This window comes from bacterium (assembly GCA_018830565.1).
Lineage (GTDB): Bacteria > UBA9089 > JAHJRX01 > JAHJRX01 > JAHJRX01 > JAHJRX01.
This window is the reverse complement of record JAHJRX010000084.1, coordinates 18,139-39,605: the sequence shown is the minus strand read 5'-3', so window position 1 is coordinate 39,605 and position 21,467 is coordinate 18,139. Positions and strand designations below refer to the sequence as shown.

Here is a 21,467-nt window from a genome sequence, read left to right as displayed (position 1 = left end):
CTTATTTAGGCTCATATACACAATACGGCTCTTCAGCTAAATAGTCCCCAGTTATTCCATATGCTCTAGCCCTGCACCCACCACATACCTTTCGATATTCGCAATATCCGCATCTTCCACAATAGGAATCTATCTTTCTTATTATCTTGAAGACCTCGGAGTTCTCCCAAATATAAGGAAAAGTCTTTCTTCTGATATCTCCACATTCAATCTCTAAGAATCCACAGATCTGCACCTTGCCAATATGAGATATGAAAGCAAATGTTACACCACCCATGCACCCCTTGGTCATAGAATTCGAAGGATGTTCTTCCCTTTGGAGTAAGACCCGGTTATAATGTGGTGCACAGGTCAGTTTTATCCTCAGGTGAGAGTCTTTGGATTTATCATAAACCCAGTTCATTACCTCTTCATACTCCTGGGCAGAGATCTCGCAATCAACTAACTCTTTGCCCCTACCTGTGGGAACAAGAAGGAAAAGGTCAAAGACAGAAGCGCCTAACTCCTGAGCTAAATCTAATATATGAGGTATCTCCTTCAGATTATACTTACTCACAGTGGTGTTTATCTGGAAGTCTATCCCAGCCTCTTTAGCATACTTAATACCTCTTAGGGCTCCCTTGAAAGCCCCATTAAATCCTCTAATTAAATCATGTAATTCTTCAGTGGCTCCGTCTAAAGAGACACTTATCCTCTGGATATTTGCCTCCTTTATCTTTCTGGCAGTCTTCTCATTTATCAATAGACCGCAGGGAGCCATGACTACCTTGAACCCAAGTGAGTTTCCATGTTTAGCAATATCATATATATCCTCCCTGAGCATCGGCTCTCCGCCTGTTAAGATAATTATAGGCTTAGCTAAAGCAGCAATATCATCTAAAAGTTTAAAACATTCCTGAGTAGAAAGCTCGCCTGGATAAGGTCCTAAACTGGCTTTTGCACGGCAATGCTTACAATTGAGATTACAGCTTCTGGTAATCTCCCAGGCGATCAAGTTAGGAAGGAGAACGTTCATATCTTCTTTGCTACCTCCTTCATTTATCCGAGTATCTCCTCATCGGTTAGATAACAAGCAGGATCTTCTGCCCATATATCTCCATAGGCTACCTCGGCACGAATACGACAGCCACCACATACCTCAAGGTAATTACATTTACTACATCGGCCTTTAATCTTACTCTTTATATTGCGTAATTCACATATTAGTTCGTTAGATCTATCCCTCCAAATCTCACTAAATTTTCTCTCTCTAATATTACCAAGGTCTTTATGCCCCCAAAATTGACATGCATGGACATTACCTTGAGAATCGATATTAGCAAATTTCTTACCTGCAGAACAACCTCCATGCATCTTAAGTAATTGCATTACTTCCTCAGTTCTACTTGGATATTTAGCTTTAATTAACTGATAGAGATAGATTCCATCGGCATGATTATCTGTTGTTAAAATCTCAACCTCTATACCTTGATTAAATAATTCTTGGGTTTTATTGATTAAGAAGTTAATCACATTTCTTTTTTGCTCAAGGGTAATATCATCTTTGGCTAATCCTCTCCCTCTACCGGCATAGACTAAGTGATACATACAGAATCGCGGAATTTTCTCCTTAATTAGTAACTCAATAATTAAAGGTAAATCCAAATAATTATATTTAGTGATTGTAAATCGTATACCCGTTCTCAATCCCGCCTCTAAACAATTCTTAATTCCACAAATTGCACTATCAAAAGCTCCTTGAATTCCTCTAAATTCATCATGAGTCTTACGACTACCATCAAGGCTAATACCAACATATTGAAATCCAGCATCTTTAATCTTCTGTGCAATCTCCAAGGTAATAAGTGTCCCATTACTCGATATGACAGGACGTAATCCTTTATAAGAAGCATAAGTACCGAGTTCAAGAATATCTTCACGAAGTAAGGGTTCTCCGCCAGAAAACAATAGCACTGGTGATTGGATTGTAACTAAATCATCAATGAGACGAGTTGCTTCCTCTGTCGAAAGTTCATCTTTATATTCATAGTCATTGGCATTAATATAACAATGTTTACAATGCAAATTGCATCTATTAGTCATATTCCAGACTACTAATGGGTGCTCACCAGATGAAAATTGCAGCATATTGGGTGGCAGCTGGGAACTATCCCTGCCAAATTTTATAGCATCAGAGACTGTAGCAGTGCCACAGAGTAGTTTCGTAAGACCAATCATTTTAGACCTTTATATGTTTAATTAAGGTAATTATAAACAACTTGACACTAAATCACAAAGATATTTTACTAAAATTTCAAAAATATTCTTTTTTCGTTAATAACTACTATATATAGAATTTTTTATCTTTGAAGTAATCTCTCTGCACTCTATGGTCATTTGGGGTTACACATAACTATGCAGCCCAGCCATCAGGAAATTTACCCCCAGATAGGTAAAGATAACGGCTGCAAATCCGATTATAGATAGCCAGGCAGCCTTTTTCTTTCGCCAGCCAGTAGTTACCCTGGCATGGAGGTAGATAGCATAGATAAGCCAGGTAATTAATGCCCATGTTTCTTTTGGATCCCAACTCCAGTAAGTTCCCCAGGCATAATTTGCCCAGGCTGCACCGGTAATTATGCCAAGCGTTAGAAACACCATCCCAATAGCAATAGTCCTATAACCTAACTCATCAAGTAAATCTTCTATCGGCAATTTTTGATAAAAGCCATGAGGTCTTTTTGAAAGCCACTCTTTAACTAAATACATAACGCTTGCCCCAAAGGCAACAGTAAAAGCTGCATAACCTAAAAAGCAGGTAATGACATGTATTTCTAACCAATAGCTCTGCAAAGCAGGGGCCAGCGGGGTAATCTTCTTGTATTGGGGTGGAAGCAGGGAGGCATAGGCAATGGCTAAAAAGGCGATTGGACTAACAAAAGCGCCGATAACCTTTAATTTATACCTGTATTCAATAAGAAAATAGACAATAACAATTGACAAGGAGAAGAAGACCATTGACTCATATAAATTAGAAAAGGGAGCATGACCTGCCTTTATTGTTCTTATTAATAGTCCTATTGTATGGGCACAAGCTCCTATTATTATCACAAAGGTAGCTACTCGACTTAAATTGAGCTTTTTGAACAACAAAGATCCTATGTATAGCAAGGTGCTCAATCCATAAACTACCAAGGCAATGCCAAACCATACAGAACTATCCATTCTTACCTCCTTCTACCAATTCCCCAAACTCCTGCTCAAAGTCAAATCTATTCTTGTTAGTCGTTCCACCAATTAAGGCGGTTGTATCTTTATCCTTTTTTGTCAATATAATCCATAACCTGCGATGGAATACGAAGAATGAGAGAATCAGTCCAATTATCAACAGTCCGCAACCTGTCCAGACAATTGGCACCCCAGGGTCTTTTACTATTTTCAAGCCTGTGTATTGAGGGGCGTCAAATCCAACCAGCTTAAATTTTAGCTCTGTATCTACCTTTAGTGGATGAAAATCCGGGAAATTATAAAAGACCCACTGGGTAAATATGAATTTTCCCTCTTTATACACATTAAGTTTAGCTGCTGGGTTATTAAGTTCTTTTGAAATAGAATATATTTTAGTCCTCTCCATAATAAAATCCGGCAAGAATTGTGCCATTTTAAAAGAGAAATTAGTTTGCGGAATGATAATGCTCTCCCCTGTTTTGACCGTGAAATCTTGCCCCTTATCATTATTGCTCTTTTGCACGTTTATATTTATCCCCTTCACCTCACCCACACCATAGCTTGCCTGATAAAACCACACCCCCTTATAAACCAGTGGATGATTCACCTCTATGGTCTTTGTCAGTATATCTTTACCTTCATCTATAATGGTTAAGGTGCTCTTATAATCTTTAGGCATTTTAGAGGCAGGGTAAAATTCAACATTAAAATCATCAACCCGCAAGCGAAAATCAGTATGAGGAACAGTAACTATCTCTTTCTCATTTATCTCTAGATACTCCTTAAACCCAAACAAGCCCCCAATTACACCACCTGACAGAATGATGAAAATGCCTGAATGGATTATAAATGAACCCATTCTGCCAAATCTTCCTTTTTCTGCAAAAAGGGTTATTTCTGTTGGTTTCTGGCTAATCACTGACAGATGATAATTTTTTTTACGAAGTCTGTCTGTCAGAAAATTACGAGCATCAACTATATCTAGAGGGTAGAAGTTCCTACTATTTAATGGCAGGCTTGAAATGTACTGGGTATCTATCTCTTTTTTAGGCCGATTGATTAGCTTAAAAACAGAAGGTAGCCTATGGAGTGTGCAAACAATAATATTCAGGTTCAGTAAGGCTAAAATCCCTATAAACCACCAGGAATGGTAAAGATCGGTGATAGAGAGCAGAGTGAAGACGTAAGACAGACTTTCTCCGTATTTATTTATATAGGCTTGCTCCTCGCCATTTTGAGGAATAATAGTTCCAATAATGGAAGATAGGGTCAATATGATTAATAATGCTATCGTTACTTTGATTGAGCTAAAGAATTTTTTTATCTTGTCCATAAATCATTGTTTCTCTCAAAATTTGTAATGTAAATAGATCTAAAATATAATCCTGACAAGCCAAAATAAAAATATCCTATTGTTACAAAAAATCATTGCAACCCTAAAAGTTCTGTGAGATAATTTCTTTCTTGTATCTGGTGGGTATCACTCAGCAATTCTAATTATGAAAATTTACAAAACAGATTCTAGTCCAGTGCCAAAAACAAGATACTTATCACTCCAATCAGGTAAGGAATAAATAAACAAGTAAGCGATTTAAATCCCCCTGCAGCTTTGCTACTTTCCCCCTTTATCAAAAGGGGGATTAAGGGGGATTTCATATTGTTTGAGAATATGTTTATAAGCGGAAATCAAAAATCCAGCCGTTCTGCAAGCAGGATCACAAATCGTTTCGTCTTTCTTCGGGTCAACTGCCGCCACAATAAAATTAATAATGTGGCGCGGAGTGCACTTAACCCACTGTTCAAGATTGTTACTTTGCCTAACCATTATTAGCGAGTCATAATTAGAATTGCTGGCGGGTATCACTCCTTTCTTTGTGATGATTTAGGAGTGTTATTTTATCTCATCCAGATGCAATTTGTCTATATCTTTTATCTACCCACTATATTCCGGAAGAGCCTTAAGGGTTCAGGGAGCAGGTGTGGGTAGTAAGTAGTAATTATCAATTGTTAAAGGAGGTAGTATAAATGAAGAAGATAGTTATCTTAGGTGCAGGAACAGGAGGAGTGATGTCTGCTCATCATCTCCGCAAGAAATTAAGTCCACAGGAATGGGAAATTACAGTTATAGACAAGAATTCGTTGCATTATTATCAGCCGGGTCTTTTGTTTCTTCCATTCAAGTTTCGTGGATACAAGGAACTACCGGATATCTCCAGACCGATAAGGACACTACTTCCAAAAGGTGTAGATTTTGTTAATTCAGAGATAACAGAGATAGCTCACCAAAACAAACAAGTCAAGACTAAAGCAGGTGACTTTCAATATGATTGGCTGGTTAGCTCACTGGGTTGCAGGATTATCCCTGAACAGATAGATGGGATGATGGATGGGTATGAGAAAAATGTATTTGATTTCTACACCCCTAAAGGTGCTATAAAAATTCAACGGGCACTGGAACGATTTGAAAAAGGTAAATTGGTCTTCAATATCGCTGAGTATCCTATTAAATGTCCGGTAGCACCGATAGAATTTGTTTTTCTCGCTGATTATTATTTTCATAAAAGGGGTATTCGTCATAAGGTAGAGATAGAGCTTGTTACCCCTCTTGCAGGGGCATTCACAAAACCAATAGCCAGTAGTGTTTTTAGTGAAATAGCTAAAAAGAAGGAAATTAAGATAACCCCGGACTTTAACCTTGGTGAGGTTGATTTTGTGAATAAAAAAATCAAATCTTATACTAAACAGGAAGTGGATTATGACCTTTTGGTGGCTATTCCACCTACTGAGGGTGCCGAGGTAATTGAGAACTCCGGGTTAGGTAATGGTGCAGGATATATTCGGACCGATAAGCAGACCCTGAAGGCTATTGGCCACGACAATATCTATTCTATTGGTGACGGCACGGACCTGCCTACATCAAAAGCCGGCTCTGTGGCTCATTTTGAATCTGAGGTAATGACTGAGAATCTTTTAAGTGAAATAGAGGGTAAAGAGCCAACGGCAAAATTTGATGGACATTCCAATTGCTTTATTGAATCCGGGTTTAACAAGGCATTGCTTATTGATTTTAATTACAAGGTAGAACCGGTGCCGGGTAAATTTCCATTCCCTGTGATTGGACCATTTTCTCTGCTAAAAGAAACCAGGATAAATCATCAGGGTAAACTTGGCTTCAGATGGGCATACTGGAATCAACTTCTTACCTGTAAGTTGCCGGGGGACCCTATCCTCACCAATCGTTGCAGTCCCAGAGGCAAAAAGGTATCTATGCTCAAAGAGGGTAAATCCTTATTCGGAGTTTAATTGGAGTTCAGGCGTTAGCCTTTCATTGCAACGAATGAAATTCTAAAGAATTAATTCCAGGAGTTCGGAGGTGTTTTAATGGCAGAACTTTTAGTTTTGTGTACCTGTGGATTAGATGATCCCAATCGGGCATCCCTGGCTTTCTTAACCGCCAAGGCGGCAAAAGAGAATAAAGATACGGTAACTATCTTTCTGGCTAATGATGCGGCTATTTTCGCTAAACAAGGGATTGCTCAACAAGAGACTATTCAAGGTGTGGGCTTGGCGGCGTTTAGCGATGCCTTTGAGATTTGCCAGATTCTCAAGATACCTATTCTGGTTTGTAAGCCTTGCGCGGAAGCTAGAGGAATTAAAGAAGAAGACCTGGTAGAAGGGGCAAAGTTCTCCGGGGTCTATGACCTGGCAAAATTAGCTGTCCGAATGAATACAGTGTCTTTCTGACAAGTCTGACTTGTCAGACAAATTAAAGGTAGAGGTATTTGACCCGATACTTGGTGTGAATGTGGTGTTAGCTGCGGATATGATCGTTCTTGCTCCGGCTATTGTGCCGCAATCTGATAATAAGGTTCTGGCCAAACAGTTGAAGGTACCCTTGAATCAAGACGGCTTTTTCTTAGAGGCACATGCTAAGCTGCGACCGGTTGACTTTGCCACAGATGGGATCTTTTTGTGTGGTCTGGCTCACTGCCCAAAATCAATCCATGAGTCCATATCTCAAGCTAATGCTGCTGCCTCTCATGCCATTGGCAGGCTGAAGGCTTTTAGGAGTAAATTATGCGAGATAATTTGTAACAGTCAGGTAGTGTAAGAAAAAGGGATAAGGAAATTATAAATTAAAAATGAATAATAACCATATCTTTTCTTATTTTCTTATCCCCCTTTTTACACTTCTGATGTATAGTCTGAACAGTTACAAAAAATGGAGTTAATCCATGATTTCTGAAGAGATAATTAAAAAAGCAATCGAGCAGTTGATAAAAGCAGCAAAACCACAAAAGATATATTTGTTTGGTTCCTATGCTCGTGGAGATGCTCGAAAGCAATCTGATTTAGACTTTTTAGTCGTCGAGCAAGTACTAAAGAGCCGACGGAAGGAGATGGTTCGTCTCCATGATGCAATTCGTTCAATGTGTATTCCTGTAGATATCTTGGTAATGAGTGAATCCACATTTAACGAATGGTCTGATGTACCTGGAACTGTTATGTATAGGGCAAAAACTGAAGGGCGATTGTGTTATGAAAAATCGTAAACTTGCAGAAATGTTTTTGTGTAAGGCTATTCAAGATATGATTGTTCTTGAAAAATGGCGGCAAGACCCAGACATTGCTGAAGAAATCTTAGGTTTTCATGCTCAGCAAACGGCTGAGAAGATGCTTAAAGCAGTCTTAGCCTATCAGGGGATTGAAGTTCCATTTACTCATCGATTGACAGACTTGATAGACTTGGGTAAAAAACATGGTATTATTTTACCAGAAAAATTAGAAGATATTCGTTTTTTGACTCCTTTTGCTGTTGAATTTCGTTATGATATTTATCAAGAGGAGGAAGAACCTGTTGATTTTGATGGAATCTTCGTATTGCTTATAGAATTGCATAAGTGGGTAAATACAATTATTTGCGAAGGTAAAGAAGTATCGAAATCAAACCTTGATTACGGAATTCAGTTGACAAATATGGAAGAAAAGAAAAAGACGGTGGAGTGAAACTATTTGCCTACTTGTAGAAGTTCACTATCTAATCTTACAAGTTAAAGGAGCAAATATCATGGGATTAAAAACTCTGAACCTAAAATAATCGGTTTTTTATGTAATTGGTGTGCCTATGCTGGTGCAGACATGGCTGGGGTTTCTCGTATCCAATATCCACCATATCTGAGGGTAATCAGGGTGATGTGTTCAGGTCGAATTGATCCTGTCTTTATCTTTCGGGCATTTAAGTCCAAGGCTGATGGGGTGCTTGTTCTAGGCTGTCATCCGGGTGACTGCCACTATCAAAACGGTAATTGTCAGGCAGAAAAGAAGATGCATTTTGTGGAAAAGGTGCTTAAGCAATGCAGCATTGAGCATGAACGATTTATGCTTGATTGGGTCTCTGCCGCAGAAGGGGCACGATTTGCTGAGGTGGTCTCTGGATTTACGCAACGGATTCAGGATTTACCACCACTGGCAGAGAGGAATGACCTTGAGGAAAAGATGAATATTGCCTTAATGGTAGCCCGGAAAGAAAGGCTGCGATGGCTTATCGGTAAGGTCTATGACCTGGCAAAATTAGCCGTAAAAATGAATACAGTGTCTTTCTGACAAGTTTGACTTGTCTGACTGGTCAGAAAGATTTAAAAGGAGGTAGATTTATGACCAAGGTAGGTATTATTGCCTGCAAATTGCGTTGGGATATGGGCTGTGCAAAATATAGCTCACATGTTAGTTGTTTTCTTGCCTGTATGAACAAAAAGGGTAGATTTGAAGAGCTTGATAATCCGGTTATTGTTGCCTTTTGCTCCTGTAATGGCTGTCCGGGTAAGGGTAGGTTTGAGAAGGCAGAGGTGATGAAGGATTTAGTGCAGGCAGATGTGATTATGTTGGCTTCCTGTTGCTACAAGCCACCGAGATGTAAACATATTGACCAGAGTGCTAAGGATATTGAAGAAAAGCTAAAGATAAGGGTTATAAAAGGCACGACGACTAAGGAAGAGTAAATGAGAATCATTATCTCTGCCCCAGGGAGAAGTTCGGGTAAGACAACCATCTCCATAGGGTTATGTGCCGCACTAAAAGAACAAGGTTTGAAGGTGGCGCCCTTTAAAAAAGGGCCTGATTATATCGACCCGATGTGGTTGACTGCGGCTGCCAAGACCCAATGCCATAATTTAGATTTCTTTATGATGGGTGAGGAAAAACTCATTGAGGTTTTTCAATTAGCCGGTCAGGATGCTGATTTGAGCGTTATAGAAGGAAATATGGGCTTCTATGATGGCTTGGACAGGGAAGGCAAGGACAGCACCTCATATCTATCTAAACTATTGAAAGCACCTGCTATCTTAGTTATAGATGCAAGTCGAATGACACGAGGGATAGCACCCCTTTTGCTTGGTTATCAACAATTTGAGCCGGATAATTTAATCAGAGGCATTATATTAAATAAGGTTGCCGGCACACGGCATGAAGAAAAGCTAAAATCCGCTATTACTCAATACTGCGATGTAGAGGTATTGGGTGTTTTACCAAAATTAGATGAGATTGAGATTAAAGAACGGCATTTAGGATTAATGCCCCTAAAAGAGGATTTCCGGTTAATGCCGATAATTGAATCTCTCGCTAATGCCGTGAAAAGATATGTAGATTTAGATGCGGTGCTGAAACTATCTGCATCAGCAGTGAGGCAATCCTCCCCTTTTTTGCCTGAATTAGAACAGAACGGAATCCACCCCCTAACCCCCGCCAGCGGGGGATATTTCTCTTCCCCAACCGTGCGACTTGGAATAGCCAGGGACACGGCATTTACCTTTTACTATCCTGAGAACTTAGTTGCACTTCAGCAGGCAGGAGCAGAACTTATACCGTTTAATACCTTGACGGATAGTCGGTTACCGGAGGTGGACGGTTTATACTTTGGCGGTGGTTTCCCGGAGATGTTTATAGAAACCCTGTCAGAAAATAGAATTCTGCGGCAGGAGATTCAAACCGCAATAGAACAAGGTATGCCTGTTTATGCTGAATGCGGTGGTTTGATGTATTTAGCCAAAAGTATATCCTACAACGGGACAACTAAAGAGATGGTTGGTGCTCTACCCTGTGATGTCAAGGTCTATGAAAAACCACAAGGACATGGTTATGTAACTTTGGAACAAACAGGTAAGTCTAACTGGTTTTGCTTTGATGGAGAAATCCCCGGACATGAATTCCACTATTCACAAATTATTAATCCACAGGGGTTGGATTTTGCTTTCAGGGTTATTCGTGGCAAAGGTATAGATGGTTCTCACGATGGAATTATCTATAAAAATGTTATCGCCGGCTATACCCATTTACACAGTGTTGGTGTTCCTCAGTGGGCATCCCAATTTGTTGCCTTTATTCAAAGGTGTGTGAAAAAGAGGAAGGTTTATTAATTTTATTTATCGGACTATAAAAATTTTTTAATTTACTATATTTAAATTACTGTGATATAAATAAAAAAAGGAAAGGAGGTAAAAATTATGGAAGGATTTGAATTAAAGGGGAAATTTTATGAGACAGACGAAGAGGGGTATCTTCTGAATCTTGATGATTGGAACGAAGAGATAGCTCTGGAGATTGCCAAAACAGAAGATATTGAGATGGATGAGAAACAGTGGGAAGTAGTGAATTTCTTAAAGAGTTATTATAAAGAGTATCAGATTGCACCGATGATTAAGATTTTGATAAAAGAGATGGCAAAGATGTTTGGCCCTGAAAAAGGCAATAACAAATATCTTTATGAGCTTTTTCCTGCTGGACCAGCCAAGCAGGCATGTAAGATTGCAGGACTTCCTAAACCGACAGGTTGTGTATAAGGAAGAAATTTTGGATTGCGGATTTTAGATTTCGGAAAGATTTCAATTCAAAATCTAAAATTAAAGGAGGTAGCTGTGAATCCTTTAACGGTATTTTATACTATCTTTACTTACATAGCTATAGCTATTTTTATTCTTGGTTTCCTGACTAAGATTTGGAAATATGGAGCAACCCCATCCCCACTTAAAATTCCTACTACTCCAGCCCCTACCACTGCCTTTGGAGCGGGCATTCGTGTCGCTTGCGAGGCATTATTCTTCCGCAGTTTGTTCAAAGGCAATAAATTTATCTGGCTTGGTGGTGCTGTTCTTCATGCATCACTGCTTGTGATTTTAATCAGTCATACCAGATATTTTATCCATCCTGTGCCGGAGTGCCTGATGTATTTTCAGGTATTCTTCCAAAATATAGGACATTATGCCGGCTATATCCTCCTTTTGGCTATTGGGTATCTTGGACTACGAAGGATATTTATCGACCAAACAGCCTACATATCTATCTTAGCGGATTATTTTATCCTGGCACTTATATTTTGCATTGGCGCCAGTGGTGTTTTGCTTAAATATATCACCCGACCTGATTTGGTTAGTGTCAAGGCATTTACATTAGGCTTGATTTCCTTCAAGCCTGAGGCAGTGCCGACAAACCCAATATTTTTGATACATCTTACATTGATATTGATTTTGCTTATCTATTTTCCGTTTAGCAAATTAATGCATGCCGGTGGAATATTCTTTAGCCCAACCAGACATCAGGTAGATAATTCAAGGGAAAAACGGCATGTGAATCCGTGGGATTGAATTACTAATGTCGAATGTCGAATTGAAAATAAATTCAACATTCGACATTCGAAATTAGTAATAAGGATGAATTAAAATGGCGAAGGTAGAAATAGAAATTCCTGAAATTACAGGTAGAATCGAGATACCCAGGATTAAAGAAGGGGCGGCTTCCGGCGATAAGTTCAGAAGCTATCCATGCAAGGAAAAGGATATGGCTATCCTTGGCTTTCCAACTCAGCGGGTGGAGGATTGGAGGCAAAAGGCTATTGCCAAAATGGGTGAACTGCTAAAAAAGTATAAGTCCCTTCAGGTCTATTTAGACACTTGCGTCAGATGTGGTTCGTGTGCGGATAAATGCCAATTCTTCCTCGGTACCAAAGACCCAAAGAATATGCCGGTAGCCAGACAGGAGTTATTGAGGAAGGTCTATCGTAGATATTTTACCCCGGCAGGTAAGATGCTCGGTAAATTGGCTAATGCTGAGGATTTGACCGAGGATGTGCTGAATGAATGGTATGTCTATTTTTATCAGTGTTCCCAATGCCGAAGATGTTCTGTTTATTGCCCTTATGGTATAGATACCGCTGAGATTTGCATGGCGGCAAGGGAAATAATGGATGCCATAGGTGTCGGGCAGAAATATACCACAGAGGTTTTAGGCAAGGTTTTAACCATAGGCAATAATTTAGGGCTTCAGCCAAATGCTTTGAAGAATACCCTTGAATTTGTTGAGGAAGAGATAAAGGAAGCCACAGGTGTAGATGTTCGGCTGCCGATGGATGAGGAGGGAGCAGAGATACTTTTGGTTACCCCTTCTGCGGATTTCTTTGCCTCACCTCATATAGAATCATTAATTGGTTACGCCAAGGTCTTCCATCAGGCTGGAATAAGTTGGACAATAAGTTCCCATGCGGCTGAGTTTGGTAACTTTGGGATGTTTATCGGAAATTATAGTATTATGCAGAAGGTTTCCCAAAGAATTGCCGATGCAGTCCGCAATTTAAAGGTAAAACGACTTATTGTAGGTGAATGTGGTCATGCCTGGCGGGTTGCCTACAGCTTCTGGAATACATTGGTTGGTCCGTTTGATACCCTTGACCCAAAATATCCGGGACCACAACATATTTGTGAGTTCACTATGGATTTGATAAATCGTGGGGTGTTGAAGATTGATAAATCGGCAAATGACGAGTTCAGCGTAACATTCCATGATTCCTGTAATGTTGCCCGGGCATCCAGAATGGGTAATTGTGCAGGTGGTCAATTTGAAATCCCCAGGGCATTGATTAAAGCGGTTTGTAATAAATATGTGGATATGGCGGAGGAAACGATTAAAGAAAATACATTTTGCTGTGGGGCAGGTGCCGGCTTACTTACAGATGAACTTATGCAAGTGCGGGTAGCCGGGGTAATGCCCAGAATGCAAGCCTTAAAACAAGTGGTGGATAGCCACGGAGTAAATTTCTTCGCCCTTATTTGTGCTGTCTGTAAAGCCCAGTTCACCGCCGTATTCCCTAAATATGGCTTGCCAATGGAGATGGTTGGCGGTGTCCATCAACTTGTCTCAAAGGCTATACAGATCTGACTTGTCGGACTCGTCTGACTGGAGGATAATTGTGAAAAAGCTATTAGCTATCATCGGCGTCCTAATCTTTTTAGTAATAATTACATCCCCGGTGTTATTGAATGTCTTGCGTGGAGGAGTAGGTCACAAAGTGCCAAAACCTGACATGGTAATTCATAAACCAGGCAAATGCGTGGAAGAGACAAATTACATGCGGGCAAATCACATGGATATTCTTAAAAAAGAACGGGAAAAGGTAGTTCGTTGTGGCAGAAGGAATACTGCTCATAGTCTGGCAAACTGCCGCACCTGCCACGCTAATCGTGAGGAATTTTGTAACAGATGTCATAACTATGTTGGTGTGAAACCGGAATGCTTTGAGTGCCATTATTATTCAGAGGGTCGGGGGCGTTAATTGTTATAAGTCTGACAAGTCGGACAATTGAGAAGAGGTAATTATGGATAGAAGGACTTTTCTTAAAATAGGTGGTGGATTGGTATTAGGAGCAGCCATAGCCCCATTACCTCAATTAGTCTCCCTTTTACGGGCAGAAGATACTGCTTCTGGAAAGACTAAATTAGGTATGGTGATTGATTTAAACAAATGTAAGCCAGGCTGTACCATATGTGTAGACGCCTGCCGCAAAGAAAATAATGTCCCACCAGATAACTATTGGCTCAGGGTGGCTAACATAAAACCCAAATTCCCTAATGCCCAAAACCGACCTATTCCTTTGCTATGTAACCATTGCGAAGACCCATTTTGCGTTAAGGTCTGCTTGGTTAAGGCATCCTTTAAACGTAAGGACGGGATTGTCTTGATTGATGAACATAGATGTATTGGGTGTAGATATTGTATGATTGTCTGTCCTTATAAATCGAGGTCGTTTGTGTTTAAGAAAACTAATAAATGGACTAACCCTGATGTTCCCAAACGAATGCATGGGGTAGTGGAAAAATGTAATTTTTGTGTCCACAGAATAGATAAAGGGCTTATGCCGGCTTGTGTTGATGCTTGCCCGGAAAAGGCTATGGTTTTTGGCAATTTGAATAACTCACAAAGCGAGATAGCTAAATTAATTGCCTCAGGTAAAACTAAAACCATTCGACCTGATTTAAGCTCAAAGCCAAAGGTCTATTACTTAGGATTGTAAAGTAATGGCGATAAGTCTTATAAGACCTATTTTTCTGATGAGGGTAACTAAAGGATGAAGATATATTTCACTAAAATAGAGGGTAAAACAATTAGATTTTATCTGTTAGTAGCAGTGCTGACTGTGTTAGCCTCAGGTGGTCTGTATTCCTCTTACCTGATGTACACCAAGGGGCATTATCTAACCGGAATGAATAACCAGGTACCATGGGGAATGCCGATTGTCCTGACCATTTATTTAATTGGCTTAAGTGCCGGCTCACTGGTGCTATCTTCTTTATCATCCGTATTTGGGCAAACAGAATACAAAAGCTTCGCCAGGGTAGCGGCTTATTTAGCCGCACTGCTTTTAGTGGGAGCATTATTATCTCTCAGTCTTGACCTCGGCAGACCGGAGCGGATTACGATGGCATTTTTCTACCTGAACCCAACCTCTATCTTCTCCTGGAACGGTTTTCTGTATTCAGCCTATATTGTTATCTGCATTGTCTATCTCTGGGCAATGTTCACCGAGAGGGCAAAATGGGTTAAGGCAATAGGGACATTAGCCGTTGTCTGGGCAATTTGTGTTCATAGTGGGACTGGGGCTATTTTTGGCTTTGTCAGTGGTCGTGAATTATACCATTCGCCTTTGACTCCACCGAGTTTTGTTGCCGCCGCACTATCCTCCGGAACGGCGTTAATCATTATCTTGCTTTTGCTGACTTTTAAATGCACTAAGCGATATTTAGACCCGCAATTAATTATAGGTTTGAGTAGATTATTAGTGGCATTTATCCTCGTTGTTTTCTACCTTATTGTCATTGAAAACCTGACCCGACTTTATGCCCCGGCAACTTACGAGGCAGCACATTTCCTTTTATTTAGTGGCAATGAATATTGCTTAGTCTTTTGGATTGGGCTGATACTTATTGGCTCTATTATCCCGGCTATTATACTTTTTAACCCAAAAACTAAAGATTCAATTGGCTGGATTGTGTTTTCATCGGTATTGGTAGTTATTGGCGTGCTGTGTGAAAGATTCATTATTGTTATCCCGGGCCAGGTATTTCCAGTAGAACTATTTCCGGGTTATGAGGTCAGTAGTCCATTTATGGATGGGGCAATAGGCAGTTATTTGATTAGTCCGTTAGAGGTTATTCAGGCAGTCGGGATTTTAGCGATTGTTGGTCTGCTGTATGTCTTAGGGCTAAAACTCTTTGCCTTATTGCCAACAGAGGCAAAAAAATAAGGCAACCTATATCTACAAAAGAAAAAGGAGGAATAAAAAAATGTCTGATTTGAAAACACCGCTTTTAGACGAATTAGAAGAGGGTCCATGGCCAAGTTTTGTGAAGGATTTAAAGAAATTGGCCGAGCGGAGTCCAAAGGCAAAAGACCTACTGGGGCAACTTGAGCTTTCTTATAAGGACAAGATGACTCACTGGAAACATGGTGGTATAGTAGGTGTCAAAGGCTATGGTGGGGGAGTTATCGGCAGATTTTCAGATGTAGGTGACCAATTCCCGGGAGCTGCCCATTTTCATACTGTTCGGGTTAATCAACCTTCAGGCTGGTTTTACACCGCAACGGCATTAAGGGAATTAATGGATATCTGGGACAAATACGGCTCAGGAATACTTAATATGCACGGCTCTACCGGTGATTTGATATTTCTGGGAGCAGATACGGATAAATTAGAACCCCTGTTTACTGATTTATCAAATGCAGATTGGGATTTAGGTGGTTCAGGGTCTGATGTGCGAACCCCAAGTTGTTGCCTGGGACCTGCTCGATGTGAATTTGCCTGCTATGATACGATGGCACTTACTTATGATTTAACTATGACCTATCAGGACGAGTTACATCGCCCATTTTTCCCATACAAATGGAAATTTAAAATGGCTGGTTGTCCTAATGATTGTGTCGCCTCGATTGCCAGAAGTGATTTCTCGATTATCGGAATATGGCGGGATAACATCCGCATAGACCAGAGTGCGGTTAAGGAATATGCCGATTCAGGGTTTGATATTCAATCTAATGTAGCAAATCTCTGTCCTAAAAGGTGTATCCAATGGGATGGAAAGGAATTAAAGATAGATGATGAAGGCTGTAGTAAATGTATGCACTGTATCAATGTTATGCCCAAAGCACTTCGACCGGGAGAAGATAAAGGTGCTTGTCTTCTTATTGGAGCAAAGGCGCCCATCGTCGAAGGTGCTCAACTTTCTTCGGTGCTCGTGCCATTTATGAAACTTGAGCCACCTTATGATGAGCTAAAATCCCTTATCCGAAGAATCTGGGACTTCTGGGATGAATATGGCAAGGCAAGAGAACGGATTGGTGAATGTATTCAACGGATAGGTTTGGGCAATTTTCTGGAAAAAATAGGGCTTGAACCTGTGCCACAAATGGTCTTTCAACCCAGAGACAATCCGTATATATTCTACGAGGAATATTACGAGGAAGAAGGGGGATAATCGCGGATTGCGAATTGCGAATTGAAAATTGCGAATTGCGGATTGCGGATTGCGAATTGAAAAAAGATTTAATTTAACATTCAACATTCAACATTCGAAATTCGAAATGTAGAAGAAGGAAATAGGAATGAATCAAGAGGAACTTCGGAAAAGAACGAAGGAATTTGCTTTAAGAATTATTAGACTTGTTGGTACATTACCTAACACAAAAGAGTCAAGTATACTTGGAAATCAAGTCTTACGGTCAGGCACATCTGTGGGAGCAAATTATCGTGAGGCTACACGGGCGAGATCAAAAGCAGATTTTATCTCTAAGATTTGGAATTGTCACGCAAGAAGTAGATGAAACTATATATTGGCTGGAACTACTGACTGAATCTAATATTATAAACCTGTTAAAGGTTGAAAATCTTATGAATGAAGCCAAAGAACTTTTAGCCATCTTTATTTCAACAGGTAAAACGGCTAAAATTAATAAATAATTGCGAATTGCGGATTGCGGATTGCGAATTGAAAAAAGATTAAATTTAACATTCAACATTCAACATTCGAAATTCGAAATTTAAAAAGGAGGTTTAACATGGCAACACCACAAAAAAGACGGACTGATATAGGTCCACCACATTATGAAAAGTTTCTACACCCAATTATCAAAAATAACTATGGTAAATGGAAATATCATGAGGTATTAAAACCGGGGGTATTGGTTCATGTAGCAGAAAGCGATGATAAGATTTATACCGTGCGGGCAGGTTCACCCAGGTTGATGAGTAGCGATTTTGTCCGACTATTATGCGATTTAGCCGAGAAATATTGTGAGGGATATTTGAGATTTACCTCAAGAAACAATGTTGAATTTATGCTGGGTAACAAGGATAATATTGACCCATTAATCAATGATTTATCTGCCAATGGTATTCCGGTAGGAGGCACGAAGAATACCATCTCTAATATTGTCCACACCCAGGGTTGGGTTCACTGCCATTCTTCAGCTACTGATGCCTCAGGGATTGTCAAGGCGGTGATGGATGAATTGTGCGACTACTTTACCGGGAAGATAGAATTGCCGCATAAATTAAGGATTGCGGTTGCTTGCTGTCTGAATATGTGCGGTGCGGTGCATTGCTCGGATATTGCTATTTTGGGAGTCCACCGCAGACCACCAAAGATTAATCGTGAAAGGTTGTCAAATCTTTGTGAAATTCCTTCGGTTATAGCCTCTTGTCCGCTGGCGGCGATAAGACCAACTATAATTGATGGCAAGAAATCTGTAGAAGTTGATGAAGATAATTGTATGTATTGCGGCAATTGCTACACGGTTTGTCCGGCGATGCCGATTGCTGACCCATTAAATGATGGGATCTCTATCTGGGTAGGTGGTAAGGTTTCTAATGCCAGAACAACTCCTATGTTCACTAAATTAGCCATACCATTTCTACCTAATAATCCACCAAGATGGCCTGAAACTGTGTCTGCGGTTAAAAGTATTGTTGAAATATACGCTCAAGGAGCCAGAAAATATGAGCGTGTAGGTGAGTGGATAAATAGGATTGGCTGGCCAAAATTCTTTGACCTGACTGGAATTAAGTTCACTAAATACCACATCGATGACTTCAAGCACGCGGGCAAAACCTATAGAACAACAACACAGATGAAGTAAGGGAGGAGGTAAGCAAAAATGGCAGATAAAATGTCTGTTGAGGAAATAGCCGAGGCAATGTATAAAATGATAGCAGAGTATGCTGGTAAAAAGAAGTTTAAACCCAATGACTTGCCGAAAGAGATGGTTGCTCAATTTGGTGAGGATATGGTCTCCAAAGAAGATGCAAGGGGAGCGGTAAGAATGTTGATAGATTCAGAGAGATGTGTTTATACTTATTTTGGAGGGACATTTATTGAGATACCGCATCAGGAAGGAGCGGCGATGTAATTTTGGATTTTGGATTGAGGATATAGGATTGGGGATTGGAATTTCCCCAAATTTGAAATTCGAAATTCGAAATTAAGAAAGGAGGTTGCTATGGCTATAGTAATTAAAATAAGAAAAAGAGATTTAACCAAAATTGGTTTGCGGGGAGGTAGAGAAACCTCTACACTTCGACCTAAATATACCCCTAAAACACCACCGTGTACATTTACCTGTCCCAGTGGAATAGATATAAGGGGATATTTAACCACTATCAGTCAATCCGAAGGTTATAAAAGGAACTATGCTCAGTCGTTTGAAATGGGTTGGTATATTTTGGTGGATAAAAACCCATTTCCAGCGGTTTGCGGCAGGGTTTGCCCACATCCTTGTGAAAAGGAATGTAACCGCAAGGAACTGACGCGACAGGAAAAGGACGAGGCTGTTTCTATCAACAATATGGAGCGATTTATTGGTGACTACGGTATCAAGAACAATCTGGCACATAAACGGCTTTATCCGGACATATATCCAGAAAAGGTAGCGGTTATCGGCTCTGGTCCGTCAGGGCTTTCCTGTGCTTACCAGTTAGCCAGAAGAGGCTACCGGGTAACGATTTTTGAGACGTATGAGAAATCAGGTGGTATGCTCCGTTATGGCATACCGAGATATAGATTATCAGAGGATATCTTAGACGCTGAAATTAACAAGATTTTAGCCCTGGGCGTGGAGATTAAATACAACACCAGGGTTGGGAATATTGAACAGTTGCAAAAGGAATATAATGCCATCTATGTGGCTATTGGTGCTCATCAAGGGCTTGGTCTAAATATCCCGGGTGAAGATGTAGTCAATGTCTTTACCGGGGCTGATTACCTGAATAAAATTAATTCCGGCCAACAGGTGGAGTTGGGAAACAAAGTACTGGTCATCGGCGGTGGAAACAGTGCCATAGATGCCGCCAGGGTCGCCAGAAGACAAGGGGCAGATGTAACTATCCTCTACCGACGAACTAAGGTAGAGATGCCGGCTATTGCCCACGAGGTTAATCAAGCAGAAGAGGAAGGAATCCATTTAGAACTGTTGGTTGCCCCGGTGGAAGTTTTAAGGAAAGGCAATAAAGCGGTAGGACTGAAATGTATCCGCATGGAATTGGGTGAGCCGGATGAAAGTGGACGAAGAAAACCGATACCTATTGCGGGTTCTGAATTTACGGTGGATGCCACGGCAATCATCGCCGCCATCAGCCAGTCGCCTGTCTGGACAGGGTTAGAAGAACTTAAAAATGAAAAGGGCTGGATTACTGTTGATGAGAGAGGGCAGACAGGGCTAAAAGGGGTATTTGCCGGTGGTGATGTTACCAACCAACTTGGGCTTGCTACCGAGGCAATTGGGCTTGGCAGAAAAGCCGCTGAGACAATGGACAATTACCTGCGGGAAAGAGAATTAGCCAAAATTATTGCTCCCACAGTAATTCGCCAGACCAATATGAATCTTAATTACTACGATATCCTGCCACGAACACAAACTTCATACTTAGCCCCGGCAGAACGGGTAAATAATTTTAACGAGGTTGCCTTTACTATTGATGAATCTGCGGCAATAACAGAAACGAAAAGATGTTTAAGTTGCGGGCTGTGCTTTGATTGCGATAACTGCTATACCTTCTGCTCGGATAGTGCCGTCAAGAAACAACCCAAGGGTCAACATTACGAGTTTAATCTGGCACTATGTCAGGGTTGTAAGAAATGCGCCGAGGAATGCCCTTGCGGATATATTGATATGCTGTAAGATAAAAGAATTAAAAATTGAGAATTATTTTTTATATGCAATCCATTAATTAAGTTGACATACCTCGTAGGGAAAATCCACCCCCTACCCCCGCCAGCGGGGGACAGCCTCGTACAAACTTATCCCCCGCTGGCGGGGGTAGGGGGTGGAAATACAACTATTATGTTAAGTTATTTATCAGATTGCATTTAATTCCTCAATTTTTAATTCTTAATGTCCACCTACGGTGAGAATTCCACTTGCGGCAAGTGATAAAACAATTATTTCTAAAACAACAATAACAATATAAAATTTATCTTTCTTACGAATTAAGGAAGGTAAAATAAATAGATAGCAGACTACGCTCAAACCGGCTAAGATAGCAATACCAATAAAATTCAGGTAATCTCCCTTACCTACCATAGTTATCCATCCCCATTTAGTTGGGGCATTAAGGAGATGAATATACTCCTTAGATTTCATTCCCCAATATTTAGGTATATCCTCAATAGGGATAAAACCTGGTAGTATTCCAGAGATGTAAATTACAAAACTAACTATAAGGATTAAAAGTCCGGTCCACATACCAATATTTAAAATATTAGCATATATCAGTTGTTTTTCTGAAGGCTTTGTTCTATCCTCAGTCATTTTTTATTCTCCTTATTGTAAGCGTTCAGGTGTCAGGTATTAAGAAAATTAGAGTATTTTATGTAGAGAAGCAAAGAGAGGCATCATATTCTTTGCTTTTTTGAATTTCCTGGTTTTACCTGACACCTGAACGCTTATT

The 21,467-nt window shown here is 40.2% G+C and carries 23 protein-coding genes and 1 pseudogene; 18 read left to right on the top strand and 6 right to left on the bottom strand.

Annotation, left to right across the window (positions count from 1 at the left end):
• Nucleotide 1: 1 nt before the first annotated feature.
• The 5 genes from KJ849_08160 to KJ849_08140 form a co-directional block, all read right to left on the bottom strand.
• The gene (locus KJ849_08160; protein ID MBU2600531.1) at nucleotides 2-1,015 is read right to left on the bottom strand and encodes a radical SAM protein; all 1,014 of its coding nucleotides are present in this window, start codon (nucleotides 1,013-1,015) and stop codon (nucleotides 2-4) included.
• Between the two features lie 23 nt (nucleotides 1,016-1,038).
• Nucleotides 1,039-2,217 carry a radical SAM protein gene (locus KJ849_08155; GenBank protein MBU2600530.1) on the bottom strand — a complete coding sequence of 393 codons (1,179 nt, stop codon included), beginning with the start codon at nucleotides 2,215-2,217 and terminating at the stop codon, nucleotides 1,039-1,041.
• A gap of 165 nt (nucleotides 2,218-2,382) precedes the next feature.
• Complete coding sequence (gene ccsB, locus KJ849_08150; protein ID MBU2600529.1) at nucleotides 2,383-3,204, bottom strand: c-type cytochrome biogenesis protein CcsB; 822 nt, start codon at nucleotides 3,202-3,204, stop codon at nucleotides 2,383-2,385.
• Nucleotides 3,197-4,540 (bottom strand): cytochrome c biogenesis protein ResB, encoded by a 1,344-nt coding sequence (locus tag KJ849_08145; GenBank protein MBU2600528.1) that lies wholly within the window; start codon nucleotides 4,538-4,540, stop codon nucleotides 3,197-3,199. Before KJ849_08145 ends, ccsB begins: the two co-directional genes overlap by 8 nt.
• Before the next feature lie 279 nt (nucleotides 4,541-4,819).
• A complete protein-coding gene (locus tag KJ849_08140) occupies nucleotides 4,820-5,032 on the bottom strand; it encodes an N-6 DNA methylase (GenBank protein MBU2600527.1) in 213 nt (70 codons plus the stop codon).
• 200 nt (nucleotides 5,033-5,232) lie between these two features.
• On the opposite strand from KJ849_08140, the gene KJ849_08135 reads away from it, so the two are divergent.
• The 18 genes and pseudogenes from KJ849_08135 to KJ849_08050 all read left to right on the top strand — a co-directional run bounded on the left by KJ849_08135 (nucleotide 5,233) and on the right by KJ849_08050 (nucleotide 20,698).
• On the top strand, nucleotides 5,233-6,510 hold the full coding sequence (locus KJ849_08135; protein MBU2600526.1) for an NAD(P)/FAD-dependent oxidoreductase: 1,278 nt from the start codon (nucleotides 5,233-5,235) through the stop codon (nucleotides 6,508-6,510).
• A 78-nt stretch (nucleotides 6,511-6,588) separates the two neighbouring features.
• On the top strand, nucleotides 6,589-6,951 hold the full coding sequence (locus KJ849_08130; protein MBU2600525.1) for a DsrE family protein: 363 nt from the start codon (nucleotides 6,589-6,591) through the stop codon (nucleotides 6,949-6,951).
• A 10-nt stretch (nucleotides 6,952-6,961) separates the two neighbouring features.
• Entirely contained in the window at nucleotides 6,962-7,318 is a 357-nt protein-coding gene (locus KJ849_08125) for a hypothetical protein (GenBank protein ID MBU2600524.1), read from the top strand.
• Between the two features lie 124 nt (nucleotides 7,319-7,442).
• Nucleotides 7,443-7,760, top strand: a complete 318-nt coding sequence (locus KJ849_08120; GenBank protein ID MBU2600523.1) for a nucleotidyltransferase domain-containing protein — start codon at nucleotides 7,443-7,445, stop codon at nucleotides 7,758-7,760.
• Complete coding sequence (locus KJ849_08115) at nucleotides 7,747-8,214, top strand: HEPN domain-containing protein (GenBank protein ID MBU2600522.1); 468 nt, start codon at nucleotides 7,747-7,749, stop codon at nucleotides 8,212-8,214. Before KJ849_08120 ends, KJ849_08115 begins: the two co-directional genes overlap by 14 nt.
• Nucleotides 8,215-8,280: 66 nt before the next feature.
• Entirely contained in the window at nucleotides 8,281-8,811 is a 531-nt protein-coding gene (locus tag KJ849_08110) for a hydrogenase iron-sulfur subunit (protein MBU2600521.1), read from the top strand.
• A 50-nt stretch (nucleotides 8,812-8,861) separates the two neighbouring features.
• Nucleotides 8,862-9,206: a CGGC domain-containing protein gene (locus KJ849_08105; GenBank protein MBU2600520.1), complete on the top strand. Its 345-nt coding sequence runs from the start codon at nucleotides 8,862-8,864 to the stop codon at nucleotides 9,204-9,206.
• Nucleotides 9,207-10,619: a hydrogenobyrinic acid a,c-diamide synthase (glutamine-hydrolyzing) gene (gene cobB / locus KJ849_08100; GenBank protein MBU2600519.1), complete on the top strand. Its 1,413-nt coding sequence runs from the start codon at nucleotides 9,207-9,209 to the stop codon at nucleotides 10,617-10,619.
• A gap of 87 nt (nucleotides 10,620-10,706) precedes the next feature.
• Entirely contained in the window at nucleotides 10,707-11,042 is a 336-nt protein-coding gene (locus KJ849_08095; GenBank protein MBU2600518.1) for a TusE/DsrC/DsvC family sulfur relay protein, read from the top strand.
• Between the two features lie 75 nt (nucleotides 11,043-11,117).
• Nucleotides 11,118-11,843 (top strand): respiratory nitrate reductase subunit gamma, encoded by a 726-nt coding sequence (locus KJ849_08090; GenBank protein ID MBU2600517.1) that lies wholly within the window; start codon nucleotides 11,118-11,120, stop codon nucleotides 11,841-11,843.
• Between the two features lie 76 nt (nucleotides 11,844-11,919).
• Nucleotides 11,920-13,410 (top strand): (Fe-S)-binding protein, encoded by a 1,491-nt coding sequence (locus tag KJ849_08085; protein MBU2600516.1) that lies wholly within the window; start codon nucleotides 11,920-11,922, stop codon nucleotides 13,408-13,410.
• Nucleotides 13,411-13,847: 437 nt separating this feature from the next.
• Nucleotides 13,848-14,543 carry a 4Fe-4S dicluster domain-containing protein gene (locus KJ849_08080; protein ID MBU2600515.1) on the top strand — a complete coding sequence of 232 codons (696 nt, stop codon included), beginning with the start codon at nucleotides 13,848-13,850 and terminating at the stop codon, nucleotides 14,541-14,543.
• 54 nt (nucleotides 14,544-14,597) lie between these two features.
• Nucleotides 14,598-15,773: a polysulfide reductase NrfD gene (gene nrfD / locus KJ849_08075; GenBank protein MBU2600514.1), complete on the top strand. Its 1,176-nt coding sequence runs from the start codon at nucleotides 14,598-14,600 to the stop codon at nucleotides 15,771-15,773.
• Between the two features lie 40 nt (nucleotides 15,774-15,813).
• Nucleotides 15,814-17,001, top strand: coding sequence for a dissimilatory-type sulfite reductase subunit alpha (dsrA, locus tag KJ849_08070; GenBank protein ID MBU2600513.1), 1,188 nt, complete (start codon nucleotides 15,814-15,816; stop codon nucleotides 16,999-17,001).
• Between the two features lie 127 nt (nucleotides 17,002-17,128).
• Nucleotides 17,129-17,483 (top strand): annotated as a pseudogene (locus KJ849_08065) (four helix bundle protein).
• A 98-nt stretch (nucleotides 17,484-17,581) separates the two neighbouring features.
• Complete coding sequence (dsrB, locus tag KJ849_08060) at nucleotides 17,582-18,661, top strand: dissimilatory-type sulfite reductase subunit beta (protein ID MBU2600512.1); 1,080 nt, start codon at nucleotides 17,582-17,584, stop codon at nucleotides 18,659-18,661.
• 18 nt (nucleotides 18,662-18,679) lie between these two features.
• Nucleotides 18,680-18,931 carry a hypothetical protein gene (locus KJ849_08055; protein MBU2600511.1) on the top strand — a complete coding sequence of 84 codons (252 nt, stop codon included), beginning with the start codon at nucleotides 18,680-18,682 and terminating at the stop codon, nucleotides 18,929-18,931.
• A 90-nt stretch (nucleotides 18,932-19,021) separates the two neighbouring features.
• A complete protein-coding gene (locus KJ849_08050) occupies nucleotides 19,022-20,698 on the top strand; it encodes an FAD-dependent oxidoreductase (GenBank protein MBU2600510.1) in 1,677 nt (558 codons plus the stop codon).
• Nucleotides 20,699-20,908: 210 nt separating this feature from the next.
• On the opposite strand, the gene KJ849_08045 is transcribed toward KJ849_08050, so the two are convergent.
• Nucleotides 20,909-21,328 (bottom strand): DUF1634 domain-containing protein, encoded by a 420-nt coding sequence (locus tag KJ849_08045; protein ID MBU2600509.1) that lies wholly within the window; start codon nucleotides 21,326-21,328, stop codon nucleotides 20,909-20,911.
• Between the last annotated feature and the right edge of the window lie 139 nt (nucleotides 21,329-21,467).